Source organism: Kocuria flava, from assembly GCF_001482365.1.
Lineage (GTDB): Bacteria > Actinomycetota > Actinomycetes > Actinomycetales > Micrococcaceae > Kocuria > Kocuria flava.
In genome coordinates this window covers 2,709,001-2,729,825 of sequence record NZ_CP013254.1, presented here as the reverse complement: position 1 = coordinate 2,729,825, position 20,825 = coordinate 2,709,001, and the positions used below count along the sequence as shown (strand labels likewise).

The window sequence follows — 20,825 nt, the reverse complement described above, 5'->3', positions numbered from 1 at the left end:
CACCCCCGAGGAGAGGACCCGCCCGTGCGCCCCGACCCGTCCGTCCCCGAGACCGTGCGCCTGGCCCGCGCCGGGCTCTCCCGGCTGCTCGAGCCCGGCGACCTGCCCGGCACCCTGCTGCCCGCCGTCCTGGGCCCCGTCGCCGCCCTCGAGATCGCCGCAGGGCGGCGGCCCGTCGGCGCGGCCGAGCACGCCGCCTACACCCGCGCCGCCGCCGAGGCCGGCCTGCCTCCGCGCCAGGCCTCCCTGGGCCGGGCGCTCGAGCGGTGGGCCGGCCGTGCCGCGGCCCTCGAGCCCGCGGCCGACCTCGCCCGCGTGCGGGCGTGCGGCGGCTGGTTCGCCGTGCCCGAGGACCCGGACTGGCCCGCGGCGCTCGCCGACCTGGGTGCGGCCGCCCCGCTGGGCCTGTGGGGACGCGGGGACCGGGCGCTGCTGGGCTTCCCCGCGTCCCGGGCCGTGTCCGTCGTCGGGGCCCGCGACTGCTCCCACTACGGGCGGCGGGTCGCCCTCGACCTCGCGGGCGCACTCGCGGCCCGCGGCTGGACGGTCGTCTCGGGCGGGGCCTACGGCATCGACGAGGCCGCCCACGGCGCCGCCCTCGCCACGGGCACGGCCCGGCCGCCGACCGTCTCGGTCATGGCCGGGGGCGTCGACCGGTTCTACCCGCGGGGCAACGCCCAGCTGCTCGCCCGGGTCGCGGAGTCCGGGCTGCTGCTCTCCGAGATCGCCCCGGGCGGGACCCCCGGGCGCTTCCGCTTCCTGCAGCGCAACCGCCTCATCGCCGCCCTGTCCTCGGGGACCGTCGTGGTCGAGGCGCGGTGGCGCTCGGGGGCGCTGAGCACCGCCCACCACGCCGACGCCCTCAGCCGGCCGGTCGGTGCCGTGCCGGGCGGCGTCCAGACCGGCACCTCCGCCGGCTGCCACCGCCTCGTGCGGGAGGGCACGGCCGTGCTCGTGACGGACGTCGACGAGGTGCTCGAGCTCCTCCAGCCCTTCGGCGCCGCGCCCGCCCCGGAGCCGGAGGCGCCGGCCGCCGACGTCGACGGCCTGCACGAGCCCGACCGGCGGCTGCTCGACGCCCTGCCGCTGCGTGCCCGCAGCCGGCCGGAGCGACTGGCCCGGGTCGCGGGCCTGTCCGCCCGCGAAGTCCTCGGCGGGCTGCGCCGGCTCGAGGAGCGCGGCCTGGCCGAGGGCACGGGGGAGGGGTGGCGCCGCCGCTAGACTGCCGCCCATGACCAGCGACACGCCCGCGGCGACCCCGCTGCCCCCGGCGCTCGCGCGCGCGGTGGAGCGGTGGGCCGGCCACCTCGCCCACGAGCTGGCCCGCAGCCCGCGCACGGTGCGGGCCTACACCGCCGACGTGCGGTCCCTGTTCGCCTGGCTGCACGCCCACCACCGCGTCGCCTCGCCCGCCGCCGTGGAGCTGGACATGCTGCGGGCCTGGCTCGCGGCCCGCCACGCCGAGGGGGCCGGACGGTCGTCGATGGCCCGCTGGACGGCGTCCGTCCGCGGCTTCTTCGGCTGGGCCGCGGCCACCGGACTGATCGGCACGGACCCCAGCCTGCGCCTCGTCGCGCCGAAGCGGGGCCGGCACCTGCCCGACGTCGTGCCCGCCGACGCCGTGCGGGCGCTGCTCGACGACCTCGCCGACCGAGCCCGCGCCGGGGGCGAGGACGCCCGCGGGGCCGCGCTGGCCGCCCGCGACCGCGCCCTGCTGGAGCTGCTCTACGCGACCGGCGCCCGGGTCGCCGAGCTCGCCGGCGCCGACGTCGACGACGTCGACCGGGCGCGCCGGGTGCTCACCGTCGTGGGCAAGGGGGACAAGCAGCGCAGCGTGCCCTTCGGGGCCCCCGCCGACGACGCGCTGGAGCTGTGGCTGCGGCACCGGCCGGTGCTCGCCGGTCCGGGCGGCGGACCGGCCCTCTTCCTCGGTTCCCGCGGCGGCCGGATCGACGTGCGGCAGATCCGCCGCGTCGTCGAGCGCGAGCTGGGCACCGTCCCGGACACGGCGGCGCGCGGACCGCACGCGCTGCGCCACTCCGCCGCGACCCACCTCGTCGACGGCGGCGCCGATCTGCGCACGGTCCAGGAGCTGCTCGGCCACTCCTCGGTGGCGTCCACCCAGATCTACACGCACGTCTCCGTCGACCGCCTCGGTGCGGTCTACCGGCAGGCCCACCCGCGGGCCTGAGCGAGGGGCGCCGCAGCGGCCCGGGCCCCGAGGCGGCGCCCGCGGCGGCTCCGCGCCGCCGCAGCGGCCCACGCCACGGTTGACGCCCCGGTGAAACGTGCTAAAGAATGAGCCCAGGATCGTCCTCGACGACCCGGTGCACGGCCCCGACCCCGAGAGCCCGGGGCCGGCGGCGGGGACCCGGGGCGACCGGCGGAGCGACCGCACCCGCGCGGACCTCGAACCCCGCACGGCACCGCGGACGCGACGGACAACTGCATGGCCGGGCGCGCCGCGCGCGACCGGCCCCACGGGTCGGCGAGCTCCGTGCAGGGCGTTGGGGAAGACGTACCTACACGACGGAGGAACAGGTCATGTCGTCACCCAGCACGCGCGGTGTGCTCTACGTGCACTCCGCGCCGCGGGCCCTGTGCCCGCACATCCAGTGGGCACTGGAGGCGGTGGCGCGCCAGCGCACCGAGCTCGAGTGGACCCCGCAGAACGCCGAGCCCGGATCCGTGCGCGCGGAGCTCGAGTGGTCCGGTCCCGCCGGGACGGGAGCGCTGCTCGCCTCGGCCCTGCGCACCATGGGACGGCTGCGCTTCGAGGTGACCGAGAACCCCTCCCGGGGCCACGACGGCGCCCGGTGGTCCTTCACCCCGGACCTCGGGATCTTCCACGCCACCACGGACACCGCCGGCAACATCGTGGTCTCCGAGGACCGCATCCGCTTCGCCTACGAGACCGCCGGCGGCAATCCCCTGCTCGTGCTCAACGAGCTCTCGCTCGCGCTGGGGGAGGCCTGGGACGAGGAGCTGGAGCCCTTCCGCCACGCCGCCGAGGGCGCCCCCGTGCGCTGGCTGCACCGCGTGAGCTGACCGGCACCCCCGGGGCCCCGGCCGCACCGCGGGCGTCCCCTCGCCCGACCTCCGGGGCGGCCGGGCTCCGGGGCGACGACGGCGCGGGCACCCGGCCCCCGGTGCGGCCGGCGGCGAGGACCCCGCAGCGGCCGCCCCACCGCAGCCGGGCCGGCTGCGCGACGACGACGGGCCGCCCTCCTCCGAGGGCGGCCCGTCGTCGTGCGGGGTGGTGCGGTCGGGCTCAGACGGTGCGGAACGCCGCCACGGCGTTGTGCCCGCCGAAGCCGAAGGAGTTGGAGACGGCCACGAAGTCGCCGGCCGGCAGCTCGCGGGCCTCGGTCACGACGTCGAGGTCGATCTCCGGGTCCTGGTTCTCCAGGTTGATCGTGCACGGGGCGAGCCGGTGGTGGACCGCCAGCACGGTCAGCACGGCCTCGACCGCGCCGGAACCGCCCAGGATGTGCCCGGTCATGGACTTCGTCGCCGAGACGCACATCGCGTCCACGGCGTCGCCGAAGGCCCGCCGCAGGGCGTTGGCCTCCGGGGCGTCGCCCTTCGGGGTCGAGGTGGCGTGGGCGTTGACGTGCCGGACGTCGGTCGCGGAGAACTCCCCGGTGGTCATGGCTTCCTGCAGCGCCCGGGCGGCGCCGCGGCCCTCCTCGTCGGGGGCCGTGATGTGGAAGGCGTCCGAGGTCAGCCCGGCGCCGGCGAGCTCGGCGTAGACCCGCGCGCCGCGCGCCGCCGCGAACTCCTCCGACTCCAGGACCACGGCGCCGGCGCCCTCGCCCATGACGAAGCCGTCGCGGGCGGTGTCGTAGGGCCGCGAGGCGCGCTCGGGCTCGTCGTTGCGGCGGGAGAGGGCCTGCATCGACGAGAACGCCGCGATGGTCACGGGGTGGATCGCGGACTCGGCCCCGCCGACCACCACGACGTCGGCCTTGCCGGAGCGGATGAGGTTCATGCCCTGGTAGAAGGCCTCGGTGCCGGAGGCGCACGCCGAGACGGGGGTGATGGACGCGGCACGGGCCCGCAGGTCCATGCCCACGGCCGCGGCGTTGCCGTTGGGCATGAGCATCGGCACGGTCAGGGGCATGACGCGGCGGGCGCCGCGTGACTTGAGGGTGTCGTAGGCGTCGAGCAGGGTCCACACCCCGCCGATGCCGGTGCCGAACGCGACCGCGAACCGGTCGGGGTCGACCTCGTCCGCGTCCTCGGCGTTGGGGGCGGAGAACCCCGCATCGGCCCACGCCTCGCGCGCGGCGATCACGGAGAGCTGCCCCGAGGGGTCCAGGCGCTTGGCCTCGACCCGGGAGAGGACCTCGCTCGCGGGCGTCGAGACGGGCGCGGCGATGCGCACGCCGAGGTCGTAGGTGTCCACCCAGTCGTGCTCGATGGCGCGGACGCCCGAGACGCCGGTCGTGGCGGCGCGCCACACCTCCGGCACGGTTCCGCCGATGGGCGTGGTGGCACCGAGGCCGGTGACGACTACTTTGCGGGTCATGAGTGCACTTCCTCGTGTCCTGGGGATGCGGCGGCGGGGGAGCCCCGGGGTGCGGGGTCGTGGGGCGGGCGGGCCGTGCGGGCCCTGCCCGCCCCGGCGACCGGGCGGCTCAGGCCTGGGCGTTGTCGATGAAGTTGACGGCGTCCTCGACGGTCTTGAGGTTCTTGACCTCCTCGTCGGGGATGGTCACGTCGAACTTCTCCTCGGCGTTGACGACGATCGTCATCATCGAGATCGAGTCGATGTCGAGGTCCTCGGTGAAGGACTTGTCGAGCTGCACGGCCTCGGTCTCCAGGCCGGTCTCCTCGTTGACGATCTCGGCCAGGCCGGTCAGGATCTCTTCTTTGCTCGCCATGGTGGCTTCCTTTCTGTTCGGCTGCGGGGCAGCCGGTCGCGGTCGCTCCCGGACGGGTGCCGGGTGCATCTGTCCCGCCCCGGCCGGGGCGGGGGACTACGGGTGTGCCGTCCAACCCTACGACGACTTCGGGGGCCGCCGCGGCGGGCGGCGCCCGTGCCGGATCAGGGCAGGACGACGACCTGCGCGCCGTAGACGAGCCCGGCGCCGAAGCCGATCTGCAGGGCCAGCTTCCCGGACAGCTCCGGGTGCTCGGCGAGGAGCCGGTGGGCCGCCAGCGGCACGGAGGCCGCCGAGGTGTTGCCGGCCTCGGCGATGTCGCGGGCGATCACGACGGACTCCGGCAGCTTCAGGGTCTTGGCCATCTGGTCGATGATGCGCATGTTGGCCTGGTGCGGGACGAAGGCGGCGATGTCCTCGGGCTGCACGCCGGCCACGTCCATGGCCTCCTGCGCCCGCTTCGCGACCTCCCACGAGGCCCAGCGGAACACCGTCTGGCCGTCCTGGCGCAGGGTCGGCCACAGGGTGGCGTCCTCGCGCATCCGGCCCGTGGCGGGGTCCTCGAGGTCCGCGGAGGGCGTGCGCTCCCGGCCCTGCTCCACCGCGCGGATGTCCGTCAGGGGGTGGGTCATCCGGATCGCGTCCCACTTCGACCCGTCCGAGCCCCACACCGAGGGGCCGATGCCCGGGGTGTCGGAGGGGCCGACCACGGCCGCGCCGGCGCCGTCGCCGAGCAGGAAGGAGATCGAGCGCTCACCGTTGTCGATGACGTCCGAGAGCTTCTCGACGCCGACGACGAGCACGTGCTCGGCCGCACCGGAGCGCACGAGGGCGTCCGCCTGGGCGATGCCGTAGCAGTACCCGGCGCAGGCCGCCGAGATGTCGTAGGCCGGGGCCGGGGTGGCGCCGAGGCGGTGGGCCAGGGCCGCGGCCGCGGACGGGGTCAGGTAGGGGAACGAGATCGAGGAGACGATCACGGCCCCCAGCCGGCCCGGCTCGATGCCGGCGGCGGCCAGGGCCTCACGGGCGGCGTGCTCGGACATGTCCAGCACGCTCACGTCCTCCGGTGCCCGGTGGCGGGTCCGGATGCCGGTGCGCTGCTGGATCCACTCGTCGGAGGACTCGATCCACTGGCAGACGTCGTCGTTGGTGACGATCACGTCCGGGCGGTAGGCGCCGAGGCCGAGGATGCGCGAGTGCGCGTTGGTCTTGTTCTGCTGCAGGGTCACCACGGGTGTCGTTGCTCCTTCGTGCGGCCGGGCGCGGCGGGCCGGCCCCACGGGGGGCGGCAGGCGTTCGGCTGGTCCGGTCCGGGGGCGGGGCCGGTGTGCTGGTGGACGTCAGGCAAGGATACTCCGTGCCTGCTCCAGCTCCTGCGGCGAGGTGACGGCCAGGGCGGGCACGCCCTTCATGCCGCGCTTGGCGAGGCCCGTGAGCGTGCCCGCCGGGGGCAGCTCGACGAGCTGGTCCACGCCGCGCTCGAGCAGGGCCGCCATGCACAGGTCCCAGCGCACGGGCCGGCAGACCTGGGCGACGAGGGAGTCGAGGTTCGCGGCGCCCGAGGCCACGGCGGCGCCGTCGGCGTTGGAGAACAGCGGGTGCACCGGGTCGGCGGGGGAGAGCCGGTCCACCAGCGCGCGCAGCGGCTCGAGGGCGGGGGCCATGTGCTCGGTGTGGAAGGCCCCGGCGACCTTCAGCGGCACCACCCGGGCGCGGGCCGGCGGGTGCTCGGCCAGCGCGGCCAGCTGCTCGAGGGTCCCGGCGGCCACCACCTGCCCGCCGCCGTTGGCGTTGGCCGGGGTCAGCCCGGCGGCCTCGATCGCGGCGAGGACCTCGTCCTCCTTGCCGCCGAGGACCGCGCTCATGCCGGTGGGCACGGCCGCGGCGGCCTCGGCCATCGCGGTGGCCCGGGTGCGGACGAACGCCATGGCGTCGTCCTCCGTGAGCGCCCCGGCCAGCGCCGAGGCGGTGATCTCCCCGACCGAGTGACCGGCGTAGACCAGGTCCTCGCGCTCGGCGCCGAGCCGGTCCGCGAGCAGGCGCCCGGCCACGAGGCCCGCGGCGACGATCAGCGGCTGCGCCACGGCGGTGTCCTTGATCGTCTCCTCGTCGGCCTCGGTGCCGAAGTGGACGAGGTCCAGCCCGGCGGCCTCGCTCAGCCGCCCGAGGTGGGCGCGCACGCCGTCGAGCGCGAGCCAGTCGGTGAGGAATCCGGGTTTCTGGGAGCCCTGTCCAGGGCAGACGATGGCGATCACCGTCCCAGCTTGGCAAGAACGCCCTCCCGTGACGTGGCGCGGAGGCCACCAAGCCGCAGGGCGCCGTTTGTAGGGAAGCTACAAGACGGCCGCGGCGGCGGGCGCGGAGGTGTCGATCGGCCGGCACGAGTCCGCCAGCCGCCCGGCGACCAGCGCGCAGTGCAGCACGAAGGCGTCCCGGGGGACCAGCGGGTCCCACCCGGTGAGGTCGCAGATCCGGCGCAGCCGGTAGCGGACCGTGTTGGCGTGGACGAACAGCTCCCGTGCCGTCGCCTCGAGGGAGTGGCCGACCGCCACGTACGTGGACAGGGTATCGACGAGCCCCGTCGCCGAGCGGGTCAGCGGCCGGTAGATCGACTCGACCATGGCGGTGCGGGCCGCCTCGTCCCCGGCCATGGCCCGTTCCGGCCACAGGTCCTCGGAGGGCACCGGCCGCGGGGCGGCCGGCCACGCGGGGGCCACGGACAGGGCGGCGTGGGCGAGCCGGGCGGCCGCACCGGCCTCGAAGATCGACGGGGCCTCGGGCCCGTGCACCACGGGCCCGGGGCCGAAGGCGGCGGCCAGCTTCTCGAGGGCCTGCTCGCGCTCCTCGACCCCGCCCAGGATCAGCACGAGCCGGTCGTCCTGGATGGACACCAGCGAGTCCTTCGCCCACCGGGCCGCGAGCTTGCGCACCCGGGCGACCGTGGTGGGGCCGGTGCCCTCGGGGGCGGGGCCCGTGAGGACCGTCACGGGCCCGGTCGAGGCCCAGCCCAGGGCGGCGATGCGGGAGCGCAGGGAGTCGGAGTGCTCGCCGCGCAGGATCCCGTCGACCACGAGGGACTCCAGCCGGGCGTCCCAGGAGCCGCGGTTCTCGGCCGCCCGGGCGTAGACGTCGGCGGCGGCGAAGGCCACCTCCCGCGAGTAGCGCAGCACGGCCTCCCGCAGGGCCGTCTCGTCGTGGTGCTTGGCGAGCTCGGGAACCTTGTCCTCGACGACGTCGACGACGATGCGCAGCAGCTGCAGCGCGTGCTGGAGGGAGATGGCCCGGGTGAGCTCGGTGGGGGCCTCGCGGAACACCTGGGTGAGCACCCACAGGGGCTCCTCGGGGTCCTCGTACCACCGGACGAAGGAGGAGATCCCGCGCTGGGCGACCAGCCCGAGCTCCGAGCGCTCGTCGGCGCGCAGCTGCCCGAACCACGGCAGGTCGGTCTCGAGGCGCCGGACGGCGGCCGTGGAGATCGCCCCGAGGTGCGCCTTGAGGTTCTCCAGGGTGCGGGGGTGGGGCGGGGCCACGGGACGGGAGCGGGAGCGGTCCGGGGTGCGCCGGCGCGAGGTGCGCAGCCAGCGCGTCGTGGTGTTCCCGTCCTGTCCGGCCATGCCCTCGAGCTTAGAGCACGCACGGCCGCGCCCCGGCCGCCCGCGAGGGGCTGCCGGGGCGCGGGGGGCGGACAGGACTCAGGCGTCCCCGCCGGCGTTGCCGCTCGTGCCGGCGGTGACGTCGTTCAGCCGGTACTTCTCGATCGCCTCGCCGGGGGCGCGCCAGTCGACCTCGCCGCGCTTGGCGAGCATCTCCAGGGCGCGGACCACGATCGAGTGGGAGTCGATCTTGAAGTGCCGGCGCGCGCCGGCGCGGGTGTCCGAGAAGCCGAAGCCGTCGGCGCCCAGGGAGGCGAACTCGTTCGGGACGAACTGGCGGATCATGTCCGGCAGCTCCGAGCTAAAGTCCGAGACCGCGACGACCGGACCCGTGGCCCCGGCCAGCTGCTGGGTCACGTACGGCGTGCGGCTGCCCTCGCCCGGGTTCAGGAACGCCTGCTGCTCGGCGGCCACGCCGTCGCGGCGCAGGTTCACCCAGGAGGTCACCGACCACACGTCGGCCGAGACGCCCCAGTCCTCGGCGAGCAGCCGCTGGGCCTCGAGCGCCCACGGCACGGCCACGCCGGAGGCCAGCAGCTGCGTGCGCGGGCCCTCCTTCTGGGCGGGGGCGAGCAGGTAGATGCCCTTGAGGATGCCCTCGACGTCGACGTCCTCCGGCTCGGCCGGCTGCTGGTAGGGCTCGTTGTAGACCGTCAGGTAGTACATGACGTCGTGGTCCTCGTCGCCCGTGCCGTACATCTGCTCGAGCCCGCGCTCCACGATGTGGGCGATCTCGTAGCCGTAGGCGGGGTCGTAGTGGACGACCGCCGGGTTGGTCGAGGCCAGGATGGGCGAGTGGCCGTCGGCGTGCTGGAGGCCCTCGCCGGTGAGGGTGGTGCGCCCGGCGGTGGCGCCGATGATGAACCCGCGGGTCATCTGGTCGGCGGCGGCCCAGAAGGAGTCGCCGGTGCGCTGGAAGCCGAACATCGAGTAGAAGATGTAGACCGGGACCATGGGCTCGCCGTGGGTGGCGTAGGAGGTGCCGGCGGCGGTGAAGGCGGCGGTGGAGCCGGCCTCGTTGATCCCGGCGTGGAGGATCTGGCCCTGGGGGGACTCCTTGTAGGCGAGCATGAGCTCGCGGTCCACGGAGAGGTAGTTCTGCCCGTTGGGGTTGTAGATCTTGGCGGTGGGGAAGAAGGAGTCCATGCCGAAGGTGCGGGCCTCGTCGGGGACGATCGGCACGATCCGGTGGCCGAACTCCTTGTCGCGCAGCAGGTCCTTGAGGATCCGCACGAAGGCCATCGTGGTGGCCGCCATCTGCTTCCCGGAGCCCTTCTTCGCCGAGGCGTAGGCCGCCGCACCGGGCAGGGCGATCTCCCGCTGGGCGTGCGGGCGGTCCGGCAGGAACCCGCCGAGCTCCTTGCGGCGCTCGAGCAGGTACTTGATCTCCGGGGAGTCCGGGCCCGGGTGGTAGTACGGGGCGTTGTAGAGGTCGTCCTCGATCTGCTCGTCCGTCACCGGGATGCGCAGGTGGTCCCGGAAGTTCTTCAGGTCCTCCAGGGTCAGCTTCTTCATCTGGTGGGTCGCGTTGCGGGCCTCGAAGTGGCTGCCCAGCCCGTAGCCCTTCACGCCCTGGGCCAGGATCACGGTCGGCTGGCCCTCGTGGGCGACGGCGGCACGGTAGGCGGCGTAGACCTTGTGGTAGTCGTGGGCCCCGCGCTTGAGCTCCCAGATCTCGTCGTCGGTCATGTCCGCGACGAGCTCCTTGGTCCGCGGGGAGCGGCCGAAGAAGTGGTCGCGGATGAAGCCCCCGGACTCCGCCTTGTAGGTCTGGTAGTCGCCGTCGAGGGTCTCGTTCATGATCCGCACGAGCTCGCCGTCCTCGTCCTTGGCGAGCAGCTGGTCCCACTCGCGGCCCCACAGGACCTTGATGACGTTCCAGCCGGCCCCGCGGAAGAAGGCCTCCAGCTCCTGGACGATCTTGCCGTTGCCGCGCACCGGCCCGTCCAGGCGCTGCAGGTTGCAGTTGACCACGAAGGTCAGGTTGTCCAGCTTGTCGTTGGCGGCCAGCTGGAGCAGCCCGCGCGACTCCGGCTCGTCCATCTCGCCGTCGCCCAGGAACGCCCAGACGCGCTGCTCCGAGGTGTCCTTGATCCCGCGGTGGTGCAGGTAGCGGTTGAACTGCGCCTGGTAGATCGCGTTCATGGGACCGATGCCCATCGACACGGTCGGGAACTGCCAGAAGTCGGGCATGTTCCGCGGGTGCGGGTAGGACGGGATCCCGTGGGGGGCCTTCGTCTTCTCCTGGCGGAACCCGTCGAGCTCCTCCTCGCTGAGCCGGCCCTCGAGGTAGGCGCGCGCGTAGTTGCCCGGGGAGGAGTGGCCCTGCCAGAACACCTGGTCCCCGCCGCCCGGGTGCTCCGGGCCGCGGAAGAAGTGGTTGAGGCCCACCTCGTAGAGGGTGGCCACACCGGCGTAGGACGAGATGTGCCCGCCGACCCCGATCTCGGGGCGCTGGGCGCGGTGCACCATCACGGCCGCGTTCCACCGGTTGATCGCGCGGTAGCGACGCTCGATCTCCTCGTCGCCGGGGAACTCCGGCTCCTGGTCCACCGGGATCGTGTTGACGTAGTCGGTGGTCGTCACCATCGGCACGCCCACGCTGCGGGTGCCCGCGTGCTGGAGCAGGGCACGCATGATGTACTGCGCCCGCGCCGTCCCCTGGGTCTCGATGAGGTCCTCGAAGGACTCGAGCCACTCCTGGGTCTCCTCGTTGTCGGAGTCCTCCAGGTTGTTGGTCAAGCCGCTGAGGATGTGGTGGTTGCTGGATGAAGGCACGTTCAACCTCTCTTCGTGGGACTGCCCGAGATGCGGTCACGGGCGGGCGCGCGCGCAGGTGCGTGCGGGGGCCCGGAGCTCGCGCCGCCGGGACGCCCCGCCCGCCCCGCCGGCGGGTCGCGCCGACGGGTCCGTGCGGTGCGCACGGTGTCTGTCGGGTCCATCGTTCCACACCGCGGCGAGCCCGTTCCACGGCGCCCCGCGGGACGGACGCGGGGGCGCCGGAGGGGCCGGGAGCTTGAAAGCGGCCCTGATCCGGTGTTGTCTGGAGGGTGAAGCCGGTATCCGGCCCGGCCCGCGGGGCCGGTCCGGGCGGAGCCCCGCACCGGCACGCAGTGCGTGGTCGTCGACCGTCGGCCCGATCCCAGAAGGAGCAAGCAGTGAGCGAGGCCCAGACCGCCGCGGGTGACGCGGTAGTCCAGCTCGGTTTCAAGGATGGCGACTACATCCAGGAGTTCGGCTACGACGAGGACGTCGACCTCGACCTCCGGGAGGGGATCGAGGAGCTCGTCGGCGGCGACCTGCTCGACGAGGACGACCAGGAGGTCGTCGACGCCGTGCTGCTGTGGTTCCGCGAGGGCGACGGCGACCTGGTGGACACCCTCGTCGACGTCCAGACCACGCTGGACGACGGCGGCGTGGTGTGGCTGCTGACCCCCAAGGCCGGCCGGGACGGCCACGTCCCGCCCTCCGAGGTCAACGACGCGGCCCCGACCGCCGGCCTGCACGTGACCACCACGGCGCGGGTGAGCTCCGACTGGTCCGCCACCCGCCTGATGCCCAAGCGCAACACCTGAGCCGCCCCACGGCCGTCCCTCCCGGGCCGGGCCGTTCCCGGACCCCTGGAGAGCCCGCATGACCGAGATCGGCAGTCCGGCGCCGGACTTCACGCTGGACAACCAGTACGGCGAGCCCGTGACGCTCAGCGCGCTGCGCGGGCGGCCCGTGGCCCTCGTCTTCTACCCCTTCGCCTTCTCCGGCGTGTGCACCGGGGAGCTGTGCCAGCTGCAGGACAGCCTGTCGGTCTTCGAGGACGCCGGGGTGCGCCTGCTCGCGGTGTCCACGGACTCGAAGTACGCGCTGCGGGCCTTCGCCCGCGAGGAGTCCTTCGACTTCGACCTGCTCTCCGACTTCTGGCCCCACGGCGCCGTGGCCCAGCGCTACGGCGTGTTCGACGCCGACTCGGGGATGGCCGAGCGGGCCACGTTCGTGCTGGACGCCGGCGGCACCGTCGTCGACGCCTTCCGCTCCGAGCCCGGCACCCCGCGGGAGCTCGCGTCCTACCGCGCGGCCCTGGCCCGGCTGGCGGGCTGAGCCGCCAGGACGCCCCCGATGCGCACCCTCCGCACCGGCTACGGCCGCCCCGAGGTCCCCGACCAGTTCCCCGATCCGGACGCCGCCGACCTCGGCACCGGGCTCCCGGCGGCCGTGGACCTGCTGCGCGGGCGCCGCACCGCGGTGCTCACCGGCGCGGGGATCAGCACCGACTCCGGCATCCCCGACTACCGGGGCCCGGGCGCCGCGCCGCGCACGCCGATGACCTACCAGGACTTCCTCTCCAGCCCGGCACGCCGCAGCCACTACTGGGCACGCAACCAGTACGGGTGGCGCCACCTCGCCGAGGCCCGCCCGAACCCGGGCCACACCGTGCTCGCCCGGCTCGAGGAGCGGGGGGTCGTCACGGGCGTGGTGACCCAGAACATCGACCGCCTGCACCAGGCGGCGGGCTCGGTGAACGTCGTCGACCTGCACGGGCGCTACTCCGTGGTGCGCTGCCTGCAGTGCGCCACCCGCATCCCGCGCGCCGTGCTCTCCGACGTCCTCGACGAGCTCAACCCCGGGTTCTACGACTCCCTCTCCTCCCCGGAGGACATCGAGTTCGCCCCGGACGCCGACGCCGTCATCACCGAGACGGCCGGCTTCCGGGTGCCCGACTGCCCGGTCTGCGACGGGATCCTCAAGCCCGACGTCGTCTTCTTCGGCGAGAACGCGCCGCGCCACCGGGTGCTGCGGGCCCTGCGGATGGTCGACGCCGCGGAGGCGCTGCTCGTGGTCGGCTCCTCCCTCACGGTCAACTCCGGGCGGCGCTTCGTGCGGCACGCGGTGCGCGCCGGGCGGCCCGTGCTCATCGCCAACCACGGCCGGACCCGCGCGGACGGGTCGGCACGGGTCAAGATCGACGCCCGGGCGGGGGAGTTCCTCACCGCCCTCGAAGCCGCCCTCGGAGCCGCCTAGAATGGCCGCGGACGTGGCGAAGGTCACGCGAGAACCGCCGGTTACCGATGAGTAGCGTCGAGTAGCCTGTTCGGGAACCGGGTGCTGGCGGTTGCACAAACCGTCCACCCGGTTGTCCAGGGTCTTTAGCTCAGCTGGTAGAGCGCCACGTTTACACCGTGGATGTCATCGGTTCGATCCCGGTAGGACCCACTGCCCCCGTTCTTCGCCCCGCCCGCCCTCGAATAGGGTGGGTGTCATGGTGGCTGAGATGAAGAAGGCGCAGATCGGTGTGACGGGTCTGGCGGTGATGGGGGCGAATCTGGCCCGCAACTTCGCCCGCAAGGGGTACACGGTGGCGTTGCACAACCGGTCGGTGGCGCGCACCGATGCCCTGCTGGCCGAGCACGGGCACGAGGGCTCGTTCGTGCGCACGGAGTCGTTGGAGGAGCTGGTGGGGGCGTTGGAGTCCCCGCGGCGGATCCTGGTGATGGTCAAGGCCGGGGGGCCGGTGGATGCGGTGATCGAGGCGCTGGTGCCGCTGCTGGACCCGGGGGACATCGTGATCGACGGGGGCAACTCGTATTTCCAGGACACCCGCCGCCGGGAGGCGGCGCTGGCCGCGGTCGGGCTGCACTTCGTGGGGGTGGGGGTCTCCGGCGGGGAGGAGGGGGCGCTGCTGGGTCCCTCGATCATGCCGGGGGGTCCGCAGGAGTCCTATGCCTCGTTGGGGCCGATGCTGGAGTCGATCGCGGCGAGGGCCGAGGACGGGGCCCCGTGCTGTGCGTGGATCGGTCCGGACGGGGCGGGGCACTTCGTGAAGATGGTGCACAACGGCATCGAGTACGCCGACATGCAGGTGATCGGGGAGGCCCACGAGCTGCTGCGCTCGGTGGCCGGGCTGGAGCCGGGGGAGCAGGCGGAAGTGTTCCGCCAGTGGAACACCGGGGAGCTGGCCTCGTACCTGATCGAGATCACCGCCGAGGTCCTGGGTCAGGTCGATGCGCGCACGGGTAAGCCCTTGATCGATGTGATCGTGGACGCGGCCGGGCAGAAGGGCACCGGCACCTGGACGGTGCAGGAGGCGTTGGCCCTGGGCAGCCCGGTGACGGGGATCGCCGAGTCGGTCTTCGCCCGGGCGCTGTCCTCGGCCGAGCCGGCCATGCGCGCCCAGGCCCAGCGCCTGTTGCCGGCCGGGGTGGGGGCCACCACCGAGGACGTGGTGGGGGATGCGGGGTTCGTGGAGGATGTGCGTCAGGCGCTCTACGCCTCGAAGCTGGTGGCCTATGCCCAGGGGCTGGACATGCTCACCCTGGCCGGGGCCGAGTACGGGTGGGAGCTGGATCTGGCCGCGATCGCCTCGCTGTGGCGGCAGGGGTGCATCATCCGCGCCCAGCTGCTGGAGACGATCATGGAGGCCTACGCCGGGGAGTCCGCCCCGGCGAACCTGCTCTTCGCCCCGGCGGTGACCACCGCCCTGGAGGCGGCGCTGCCGGCGTGGCGGCGGGTGGTGGCCCGGGCGGTGGAGCGCGGGATCCCGGCCCCGGTGTTCTCCTCGACCCTGGCCTACTACGACTCCCTGCGCCGCCCGCGGCTCAACGCGGCCCTGACCCAGGGGCTGCGCGACTACTTCGGGGCCCACACCTACCGGCGCGTCGACGACGCCAGCGCCGGGGCCTACCACACCCTGTGGTCCGGGGACCGCTCCGAGGTCATCGCCTGAGCCCACCCCGCGCGCGCCCAGCGCACGACGAGGGGCGGCGTCCTGTGGCTCCCCCCGCGGGAGAACCACCGGACGCCGCCCCTCGGCGCGCTCCGGAGGGTGCAGCGGCTCAGATCCACATGGCCGGGTCGATGTAGGTCGACGGGTCCACGAGGGGCTGCTTCTTCTCGGGTGTGCGGGGCCGCACCTTGCCGGGGATCCCGGTGACGATGGAGTCCTCGGGCACGTCCTTGACCACCACGGCGTTGGCGCCGATCGCGGAGTCCGCACCGATCTCGATGGGGCCCAGCACCTTCGCGCCGGCGCCGATGACGACCCGGTCGCCCACGGTCGGGTGGCGCTTGACCTTCGCCAGCGACCGCCCGCCCAGGGTGACCCCGTGGTAGAGCATGACGTCGTCGCCGATCTCGGCGGTCTCGCCGATCACCACGCCCATGCCGTGGTCGATGAAGAAGCGCCGCCCGATCGAGGCGCCGGGGTGGATCTCCACGCCCGTGAGGAAGCGGGCGAGCTGGGACAGGGTGCGCGCCAGCAGCCGGCGGTCGGGGCGCTGCCACAGCCGGTGGGTGAGGCGGTGGACCCAGATGGCGTGCAGCCCGGAGTAGTTGAGCGCGATCTCCACGTCGGACCGGGCGGCCGGGTCGTGCGTGCGGGCCGTCTTCAGGTCCTCGGAGAGTCTGCTCCAGAAACTCACGGCTGTCCTCTGTTCTTCCGGGGTCGGTGGTCGGCCCGCCGGGCGGGCGTGCGGCCCCGCGGGAGGGGCCGGGGCGTGCCGACGGCCCGCCCACATCCGGGGGCAACACCGCACAGCGGCATCGCTATTCCCGGGCGGGCGGGCCGTGGGCTCGCGGGCTCAGCCGCGGATGTCCTCGTAGAGCAGGGTGGAGATGTAGCGCTCCCCGAAGTCGCAGACGATCGCGACGATCAGCTTGTCGCGGTTCTCCTCCTTCGCGGCCTCCTGGAGGGCGGCCCAGACGATGGCCCCGGAGGAGATCCCGCCGAGGATGCCCTCCTTGGTGCCGAGCTCGCGGGCGGTGCGCACGGAGTCCTCCACGGTGACGTCGTAGACGTCGTCGTAGATCTCCCGGTCGAGGATCGCGGGCACGAAGTTGGCGCCCAGGCCCTGGATCTTGTGGGGCCCGGCCTTGCCCTCGGTCAGCAGCGGGGAGTCGGCGGGCTCGACGACGACGAGGCGCACGTCCGGCTTCTGCTCGCGCAGGTAGCGGCCCGCGCCGGTGATGGTGCCGCCGGTGCCCACGCCGGAGACGAAGACGTCGACGGCGCCGTCGGTGTCCTCCCAGATCTCGGGCCCGGTCGTCGCGTAGTGCACCGCGGGGTTGGCCTCGTTGGCGAACTGGCTGGCCAGCACGGCGTTCTCGGTGGTGTCGACGATCTCCTGGGCCTTCTCCACGGCCCCGCGCATGCCCTCGGAGCCGGGGGTGAGCACGATCTGGGCGCCGTAGGCGCGCAGCATCACGCGGCGCTCGGTGGACATGGTCTCGGGCATCGTGAGGATGACCTTGTAGCCGCGGGCCGCGCCGACCATGGCCAGGGCGATGCCGGTGTTGCCGGAGGTGCCCTCGACGATCGTGCCGCCGGGCTCGAGCGCACCGGCCTTCTCGGCGGCCTCGATGATGGACACGCCGATGCGGTCCTTGACCGAGTTGGCCGGGTTGTAGAACTCGAGCTTGACGGCGACGTTGCCCGGCAGGCCCTCGTCGAGGCGGTTGAGGCGGACCAGGGGGGTGCGGCCCACGATCTCGGTGACGTCGGAGTAGATCTTCGCCATGGGGGTACCTCGGTTTCTGCCCGCGGTCTCGTGCGACGGGCTCGGGGACGGTCTCGTACGGGTGGTGCTCGTGGCGCCGCGGGCGGGCCGGCGGCGCGGTCCTAGCTCAGCCTAGCCACGGGCCGCAACCGCTACTACGCGGTAAGCCACGCGGAGTAACGTTTCCGGACCTTGGCCAGCTTCGGGTTGATGATCACCTGGCAGTAGCCGTTCCAGGGCTGGCGCGCGTAGAAGTCCTGGTGCTCCGGCTCGGCCGGCCAGAACGGCCCGAGGGGCTCCAGGGTCGTGACCACGGGGTCGCTCCAGTGCTCCTGGGCGCGCTCGATCGCGGTCCGGAAGACGTCGCGCTGCGCGTCGTCGGCGAAGAACATCGCGGAGCGGTACTGGGTGCCGACGTCGTAGCCCTGGCGGTTGAGGGTCGTGGGGTCGTGGCCGGTGAAGAAGAGGTCGAGGATCACCTCCGAGGGCACCACGGCGGGGTCGAAGGTCACCGCGACGGCCTCGGCGTGGCCGGTGGTGCCGCTGCACACGGCGTAGTACCCGGGGTCCGGCTGCGCGCCGCCGGTGTAGCCGGAGACCACCTCGGTCACGCCGCGGGTGACCCGGTACACCGCGTCGAGGCACCAGAAGCACCCGCCGGCGAGCACGTAGGTGAGGGAGGAGGATCCCTCCCGGACGGGGGTCGGGGCGGTGGCGTCGTCGTCGGTCGGGGAGAAGGCCATGCCCGGTACAACAGCGGCGCGCCGGGAGCATTCCCGCCCCGTCGCCGCCGGCGGGGCTGTCCCTAGACTGGGCCCATGAGCCCGCCCCGCACCCCCGCCCCCGCGCCCGCCCTCGCCGAGGTCCTGGAGGTCGTCGAGCAGCTGTGGCCGCTGCACCTGCAGGAGCCGTGGGACGCCTCGGGGCTGGTCACCGGGCGCCCGGAGCAGCCGGTGCGCCGCGTGCTGCTGGCCGTCGACCCCGTGGCCGAGGTCGTCGCGGAGGCCGTGTCCGGGGGCCACGACCTGCTGCTGACCCACCACCCCCTGCTGCTGCGGGGCGTGACCTCCGTGGCCGCCGACCGCTTCAAGGGTGCCGTGGTCCACGAGCTCGTCGAGAACCGCTGCGCGCTGCTGACCTGCCACACCAACGCCGACTCCGCCCCCGGGGGGGTCTCCGACGCCGTCGCCCGGGCGGCGGGGCTGACGGCGACGGCGCCGCTGGTCCCGCACCCCGCGGACCCGGCCGCCGGCCTCGGCCGCGTGGGGGAGCTTCCGGAGCCGGTCCCGCTGCGGGAGCTGGCCGAGCGGCTGGCGCGGGCCGTGCCCGCCACCGCCCACGGCGTGCGGGTGGCCGGCGACCCGGACGCGCCCGTGCGGCGCGTGGCCGTCTGCGGCGGCGCCGGGGACTCGCTCTTCGACGAGGTCCGGGCCGCGGGCGCGGACGTCTACGTCACCGCCGACCTGCGCCACCACCCCGCCTCCGAGGCCCGCGAGGCCGCCACGGGTCCCGGCGGCTCCGGCCTCCCGCACCTCGTGGACCTCTCGCACTTCGCCAGCGAGTGGCTGTGGCTGCCGGCGGCCGCCGCGGCCCTGCGCGAGGCCCTCGCCGCCCGCGGCCACGACGTCGAGGTGGTCGTCTCCGCGCGGCGCACCGATCCCTGGGACTTCCGTCTCGAGACCCCCGGCCCGACCGCAGGAGGAACCGCATGACCCGCGCCACCCCCGAGCAGCAGCGAGCCCTCCTGGAGCTCGAGCGTCTCGACGCCCGGCTGCGGCGGATCGCCGCCCGCATCACGGAGCTGCGGGAGGCCCCGGAGACCGCCCGCGCCCTGCAGCGGCGGGCCGCGGCGGTCGCGGCCGCGAAGGAGCTGGACGCCGCCGAGCAGGCGGTCGCGCAACGGCTCACCGCGGCCGAGGAGAAGGTGGCGCGGGTGCAGGCCTCGATCGACACGGACCGGGCCCGGCTCGAGCAGGGCGGCTCCGCGAAGGACCTCATGGGGCTGCAGCACGAGCTCGACACCCGCACCCGGCAGCTCGCCGAGGCGGAGGACGCGCAGCTCGCGCTCATGCAGGAGATGGACGACGCGCTGGCCCACCGGGCGGCCGTGACGCCGCGGCTGAAGGAGGCCGACGCCGAGGCCCGGCGGCGGGTGGCCGCCCGCGACGAGGAGGGGGCGGCCCTGGTGGCCGAGCGCGCGCAGCTGACGGCGCGCCGCCCCGAGGTCGCGGCCGCGGTGGGGCACGACGAGCTCGTGGGGCGCTACGAGCGGATCCGCACCGGCCGGGCGGCCGAGCGGCCCGCGGCCGCGGAGCTGCGCGGCACGGCCTGCGGGTCGTGCGGCAGCGCGCTGAGCCCCACCGACGCCGCCGTGTTCCGGTCGGCGGCGGCGGACGAGGTGCTCGTGTGCCCGGAGTGCGGGGTGATCCTGGTCCGCTCCTGAGGCGGGCCGGTGCGCACGGGCACGCGGGAGGAGCGGGGGACAGGCCGGCCTGTAAGCCGGGTTCTGTGCGCACGGCCGGTTGCCCGGACCGTGGCGGTGACCATCCATCTAGGCCCGCCGTTGCCGGCGGGCTCGAGCGGTCCACCCGGGTGCTCGGGCGAGCAGCCCTCGAGCGCACCCTGTCCGACCTTGCTCCGGATGGGGTTTACCGAGCCGCGCCGGTCACCCGGCGCGCTGGTGGTCTCTTACACCACCTTTTCACCCTCACCCGCACCGGCGGTGCGGGCGGTCTGTTCTCTGTGGCACTGTCCTGCGGGTTCCCCCGAGTGGGCGTTGCCCACCATCCTGCTCTGCGGAGCCCGGACTTTCCTCGCGCCGCGGCCCCGGGGGCCGCGGCCCGCGGTCACCCGGCCGGCCTGTCCGCCGCCCAGTCTACCCGCCGGACGGCACCGCGGGCGCCGGGCGCAGCCGCCGCCGGGCCGCGTCCCGCACGGCCGCGGCGAGCCGGTCCAGCCGCCCGGACGCCAGCGTCCAGGTCTGCCAGTGCAGCACGACGTCCTCGGGGGCGTGCTCCGCGAGCAGGACCAGGGAGCCGTCGGCGAGCTCCGCACCCAGCTGGAGCTCGGGGACCATGCCCCACCCCAGGCCCGCCCGCACGGCGGCGAGGAACGCCTCCGAGGAGGGGACGGTGTGCGCCGGCGGGGAGCGGTCGAGTCCCAGGGCGCGCAGGGCGCGCAGCTGCAGGTCGTCCTTGCCGTTGAAGCGCAGCACGGGGACGCGGGCCCAGTCGAGGCCCGCGGCGCCCGTCGCGGCCGCCGGACCGGCGCCCCAGCGGCGGAGCAGCCCGGGGGCTGCGACCGGCAGGTAGCGCATCGCCCCCAGCGGCTCGACCCGGCACCCGCCCACCGGCGCGGGGTCCGAGGTCACGGCCGCGAGGACCTCCCCGCCGCGCAGCAGCCGGCTGCTGTGGTCCTGGTCCTCCACCCGCAGGTCCAGGACCGTGTCCGCCCAGCCGGCCGCCTCGGCCAGGACGGGCACGAACCAGGTGGCGAGGGAGTCGGCGTTGACGGCCACCGGCGTGACCGTCCGGTCGGCCGCGCCCAGACCGAGGGCGTGCCGGGCCTCGGCCTCGAGCAGCTGCACCTGCCGGGCCGTGCGCAGCAGCACGGCGCCGGCCTCCGTGGGGGTGCAGGGGCTGCCGCGGCGCACCACGACCTGTCCCACGGAGGCCTCGAGGGCCTTGATCCGCTGGCTCACGGCCGAGGGCGAGATCCGGAGCAGGTCGGCGGCCGCCTCGAAGGACTCCTCGTCGACGACGGCGGTCAGGGCGCGCAGGTGCTCGAGGTGCATGAAGAAAGTC

The 20,825-nt window shown here is 74.5% G+C and carries 19 protein-coding genes, 1 tRNA gene and 1 other RNA gene; 10 read left to right on the top strand and 11 right to left on the bottom strand.

Annotated features, from left to right (window positions below):
* The first annotated feature begins 24 nt into the window (after positions 1 to 24).
* The 3 genes from dprA (at position 25) to AS188_RS12165 (ending at position 3,048) form a co-directional block, all read left to right on the top strand.
* The gene (dprA, locus tag AS188_RS12175) at positions 25 to 1,221 is read left to right on the top strand and encodes a DNA-processing protein DprA (RefSeq protein ID WP_058859076.1); all 1,197 of its coding nucleotides are present in this window, start codon (positions 25 to 27) and stop codon (positions 1,219 to 1,221) included.
* A 10-nt stretch (positions 1,222 to 1,231) separates the two neighbouring features.
* Positions 1,232 to 2,191 carry a tyrosine recombinase XerC gene (locus AS188_RS12170; protein WP_058859075.1) on the top strand — a complete coding sequence of 320 codons (960 nt, stop codon included), beginning with the start codon at positions 1,232 to 1,234 and terminating at the stop codon, positions 2,189 to 2,191.
* Between the two features lie 353 nt (positions 2,192 to 2,544).
* Positions 2,545 to 3,048, top strand: coding sequence for a DUF3145 domain-containing protein (locus tag AS188_RS12165; RefSeq protein ID WP_058859074.1), 504 nt, complete (start codon positions 2,545 to 2,547; stop codon positions 3,046 to 3,048).
* A gap of 223 nt (positions 3,049 to 3,271) precedes the next feature.
* Here AS188_RS12165 and AS188_RS12160 read toward each other — a convergent pair whose 3' ends face one another.
* The 6 genes from AS188_RS12160 to aceE form a co-directional block, all read right to left on the bottom strand.
* Complete coding sequence (locus AS188_RS12160) at positions 3,272 to 4,531, bottom strand: beta-ketoacyl-[acyl-carrier-protein] synthase family protein (protein ID WP_058859073.1); 1,260 nt, start codon at positions 4,529 to 4,531, stop codon at positions 3,272 to 3,274.
* Positions 4,532 to 4,640: 109 nt separating this feature from the next.
* Positions 4,641 to 4,886 (bottom strand): acyl carrier protein, encoded by a 246-nt coding sequence (locus AS188_RS12155; protein WP_017833742.1) that lies wholly within the window; start codon positions 4,884 to 4,886, stop codon positions 4,641 to 4,643.
* A gap of 164 nt (positions 4,887 to 5,050) precedes the next feature.
* The gene (locus AS188_RS12150; protein WP_058859072.1) at positions 5,051 to 6,118 is read right to left on the bottom strand and encodes a beta-ketoacyl-ACP synthase III; all 1,068 of its coding nucleotides are present in this window, start codon (positions 6,116 to 6,118) and stop codon (positions 5,051 to 5,053) included.
* Between the two features lie 108 nt (positions 6,119 to 6,226).
* A complete protein-coding gene (locus AS188_RS12145) occupies positions 6,227 to 7,141 on the bottom strand; it encodes an ACP S-malonyltransferase (protein WP_058859071.1) in 915 nt (304 codons plus the stop codon).
* Between the two features lie 78 nt (positions 7,142 to 7,219).
* Complete coding sequence (locus tag AS188_RS12140) at positions 7,220 to 8,500, bottom strand: PucR family transcriptional regulator (protein WP_083529433.1); 1,281 nt, start codon at positions 8,498 to 8,500, stop codon at positions 7,220 to 7,222.
* 78 nt (positions 8,501 to 8,578) lie between these two features.
* On the bottom strand, positions 8,579 to 11,317 hold the full coding sequence (aceE, locus tag AS188_RS12135; protein WP_058859070.1) for a pyruvate dehydrogenase (acetyl-transferring), homodimeric type: 2,739 nt from the start codon (positions 11,315 to 11,317) through the stop codon (positions 8,579 to 8,581).
* A 380-nt stretch (positions 11,318 to 11,697) separates the two neighbouring features.
* On the opposite strand from aceE, the gene AS188_RS12130 reads away from it, so the two are divergent.
* The 5 genes from AS188_RS12130 (at position 11,698) to gndA (ending at position 15,254) form a co-directional block, all read left to right on the top strand.
* Positions 11,698 to 12,114 carry a DUF3052 domain-containing protein gene (locus AS188_RS12130; protein WP_058859069.1) on the top strand — a complete coding sequence of 139 codons (417 nt, stop codon included), beginning with the start codon at positions 11,698 to 11,700 and terminating at the stop codon, positions 12,112 to 12,114.
* Between the two features lie 58 nt (positions 12,115 to 12,172).
* The gene (locus AS188_RS12125) at positions 12,173 to 12,631 is read left to right on the top strand and encodes a peroxiredoxin (protein ID WP_058859068.1); all 459 of its coding nucleotides are present in this window, start codon (positions 12,173 to 12,175) and stop codon (positions 12,629 to 12,631) included.
* Positions 12,632 to 12,649: 18 nt separating this feature from the next.
* Entirely contained in the window at positions 12,650 to 13,552 is a 903-nt protein-coding gene (locus AS188_RS12120; protein WP_058859067.1) for an NAD-dependent protein deacetylase, read from the top strand.
* A 119-nt stretch (positions 13,553 to 13,671) separates the two neighbouring features.
* Positions 13,672 to 13,744: transfer RNA gene (locus tag AS188_RS12115), tRNA-Val, on the top strand.
* 49 nt (positions 13,745 to 13,793) lie between these two features.
* On the top strand, positions 13,794 to 15,254 hold the full coding sequence (gene gndA, locus AS188_RS12110; protein WP_373865647.1) for an NADP-dependent phosphogluconate dehydrogenase: 1,461 nt from the start codon (positions 13,794 to 13,796) through the stop codon (positions 15,252 to 15,254).
* 109 nt (positions 15,255 to 15,363) lie between these two features.
* Here gndA and epsC read toward each other — a convergent pair whose 3' ends face one another.
* The 3 genes from epsC to msrA all read right to left on the bottom strand — a co-directional run bounded on the left by epsC (position 15,364) and on the right by msrA (position 17,765).
* Positions 15,364 to 15,948 carry a serine O-acetyltransferase EpsC gene (gene epsC, locus AS188_RS12105; protein WP_058859066.1) on the bottom strand — a complete coding sequence of 195 codons (585 nt, stop codon included), beginning with the start codon at positions 15,946 to 15,948 and terminating at the stop codon, positions 15,364 to 15,366.
* A gap of 159 nt (positions 15,949 to 16,107) precedes the next feature.
* Positions 16,108 to 17,043, bottom strand: coding sequence for a cysteine synthase A (gene cysK / locus AS188_RS12100; RefSeq protein WP_058859065.1), 936 nt, complete (start codon positions 17,041 to 17,043; stop codon positions 16,108 to 16,110).
* Positions 17,044 to 17,177: 134 nt separating this feature from the next.
* Positions 17,178 to 17,765, bottom strand: coding sequence for a peptide-methionine (S)-S-oxide reductase MsrA (gene msrA, locus AS188_RS12095; protein ID WP_083529432.1), 588 nt, complete (start codon positions 17,763 to 17,765; stop codon positions 17,178 to 17,180).
* 75 nt (positions 17,766 to 17,840) lie between these two features.
* Between msrA and AS188_RS12090 the strand changes: the two genes are divergently transcribed.
* Both AS188_RS12090 and AS188_RS12085 read left to right on the top strand, forming a co-directional pair.
* Positions 17,841 to 18,734 (top strand): Nif3-like dinuclear metal center hexameric protein, encoded by an 894-nt coding sequence (locus AS188_RS12090; RefSeq protein WP_058859064.1) that lies wholly within the window; start codon positions 17,841 to 17,843, stop codon positions 18,732 to 18,734.
* Positions 18,731 to 19,465, top strand: a complete 735-nt coding sequence (locus tag AS188_RS12085; RefSeq protein WP_058859063.1) for a zinc ribbon domain-containing protein — start codon at positions 18,731 to 18,733, stop codon at positions 19,463 to 19,465. Before AS188_RS12090 ends, AS188_RS12085 begins: the two co-directional genes overlap by 4 nt.
* 36 nt (positions 19,466 to 19,501) lie before the next feature.
* Here the strand turns inward: AS188_RS12085 and rnpB are convergent.
* Positions 19,502 to 19,884, bottom strand: an RNA gene (rnpB, locus tag AS188_RS15665) — RNase P RNA component class A.
* A 13-nt stretch (positions 19,885 to 19,897) separates the two neighbouring features.
* The gene (locus AS188_RS12080) at positions 19,898 to 20,815 is read right to left on the bottom strand and encodes a LysR family transcriptional regulator ArgP (protein ID WP_058859062.1); all 918 of its coding nucleotides are present in this window, start codon (positions 20,813 to 20,815) and stop codon (positions 19,898 to 19,900) included.
* Between the last annotated feature and the right edge of the window lie 10 nt (positions 20,816 to 20,825).

Excerpts from the sequence above, each read along its gene's own strand:
- AS188_RS12170 (WP_058859075.1), top strand. The coding sequence starts at position 1,232 with ATGACCAGCGACACGCCCGCGGCGACCCCGCTGCCCCCGGCGCTCGCG.
- AS188_RS12165 (WP_058859074.1), top strand. The coding sequence starts at position 2,545 with ATGTCGTCACCCAGCACGCGCGGTGTGCTCTACGTGCACTCCGCGCCG.
- AS188_RS12160 (WP_058859073.1), bottom strand. The coding sequence starts at position 4,531 with ATGACCCGCAAAGTAGTCGTCACCGGCCTCGGTGCCACCACGCCCATC.
- AS188_RS12155 (WP_017833742.1), bottom strand. The coding sequence starts at position 4,886 with ATGGCGAGCAAAGAAGAGATCCTGACCGGCCTGGCCGAGATCGTCAAC.
- AS188_RS12140 (WP_083529433.1), bottom strand. The coding sequence starts at position 8,500 with ATGGCCGGACAGGACGGGAACACCACGACGCGCTGGCTGCGCACCTCG.
- AS188_RS12125 (WP_058859068.1), top strand. The coding sequence starts at position 12,173 with ATGACCGAGATCGGCAGTCCGGCGCCGGACTTCACGCTGGACAACCAG.
- AS188_RS12120 (WP_058859067.1), top strand. The coding sequence starts at position 12,650 with ATGCGCACCCTCCGCACCGGCTACGGCCGCCCCGAGGTCCCCGACCAG.
- cysK (WP_058859065.1), bottom strand. The coding sequence starts at position 17,043 with ATGGCGAAGATCTACTCCGACGTCACCGAGATCGTGGGCCGCACCCCC.
- msrA (WP_083529432.1), bottom strand. The coding sequence starts at position 17,765 with ATGGCCTTCTCCCCGACCGACGACGACGCCACCGCCCCGACCCCCGTC.
- AS188_RS12090 (WP_058859064.1), top strand. The coding sequence starts at position 17,841 with ATGAGCCCGCCCCGCACCCCCGCCCCCGCGCCCGCCCTCGCCGAGGTC.
- AS188_RS12085 (WP_058859063.1), top strand. The coding sequence starts at position 18,731 with ATGACCCGCGCCACCCCCGAGCAGCAGCGAGCCCTCCTGGAGCTCGAG.
- AS188_RS12080 (WP_058859062.1), bottom strand. The coding sequence starts at position 20,815 with ATGCACCTCGAGCACCTGCGCGCCCTGACCGCCGTCGTCGACGAGGAG.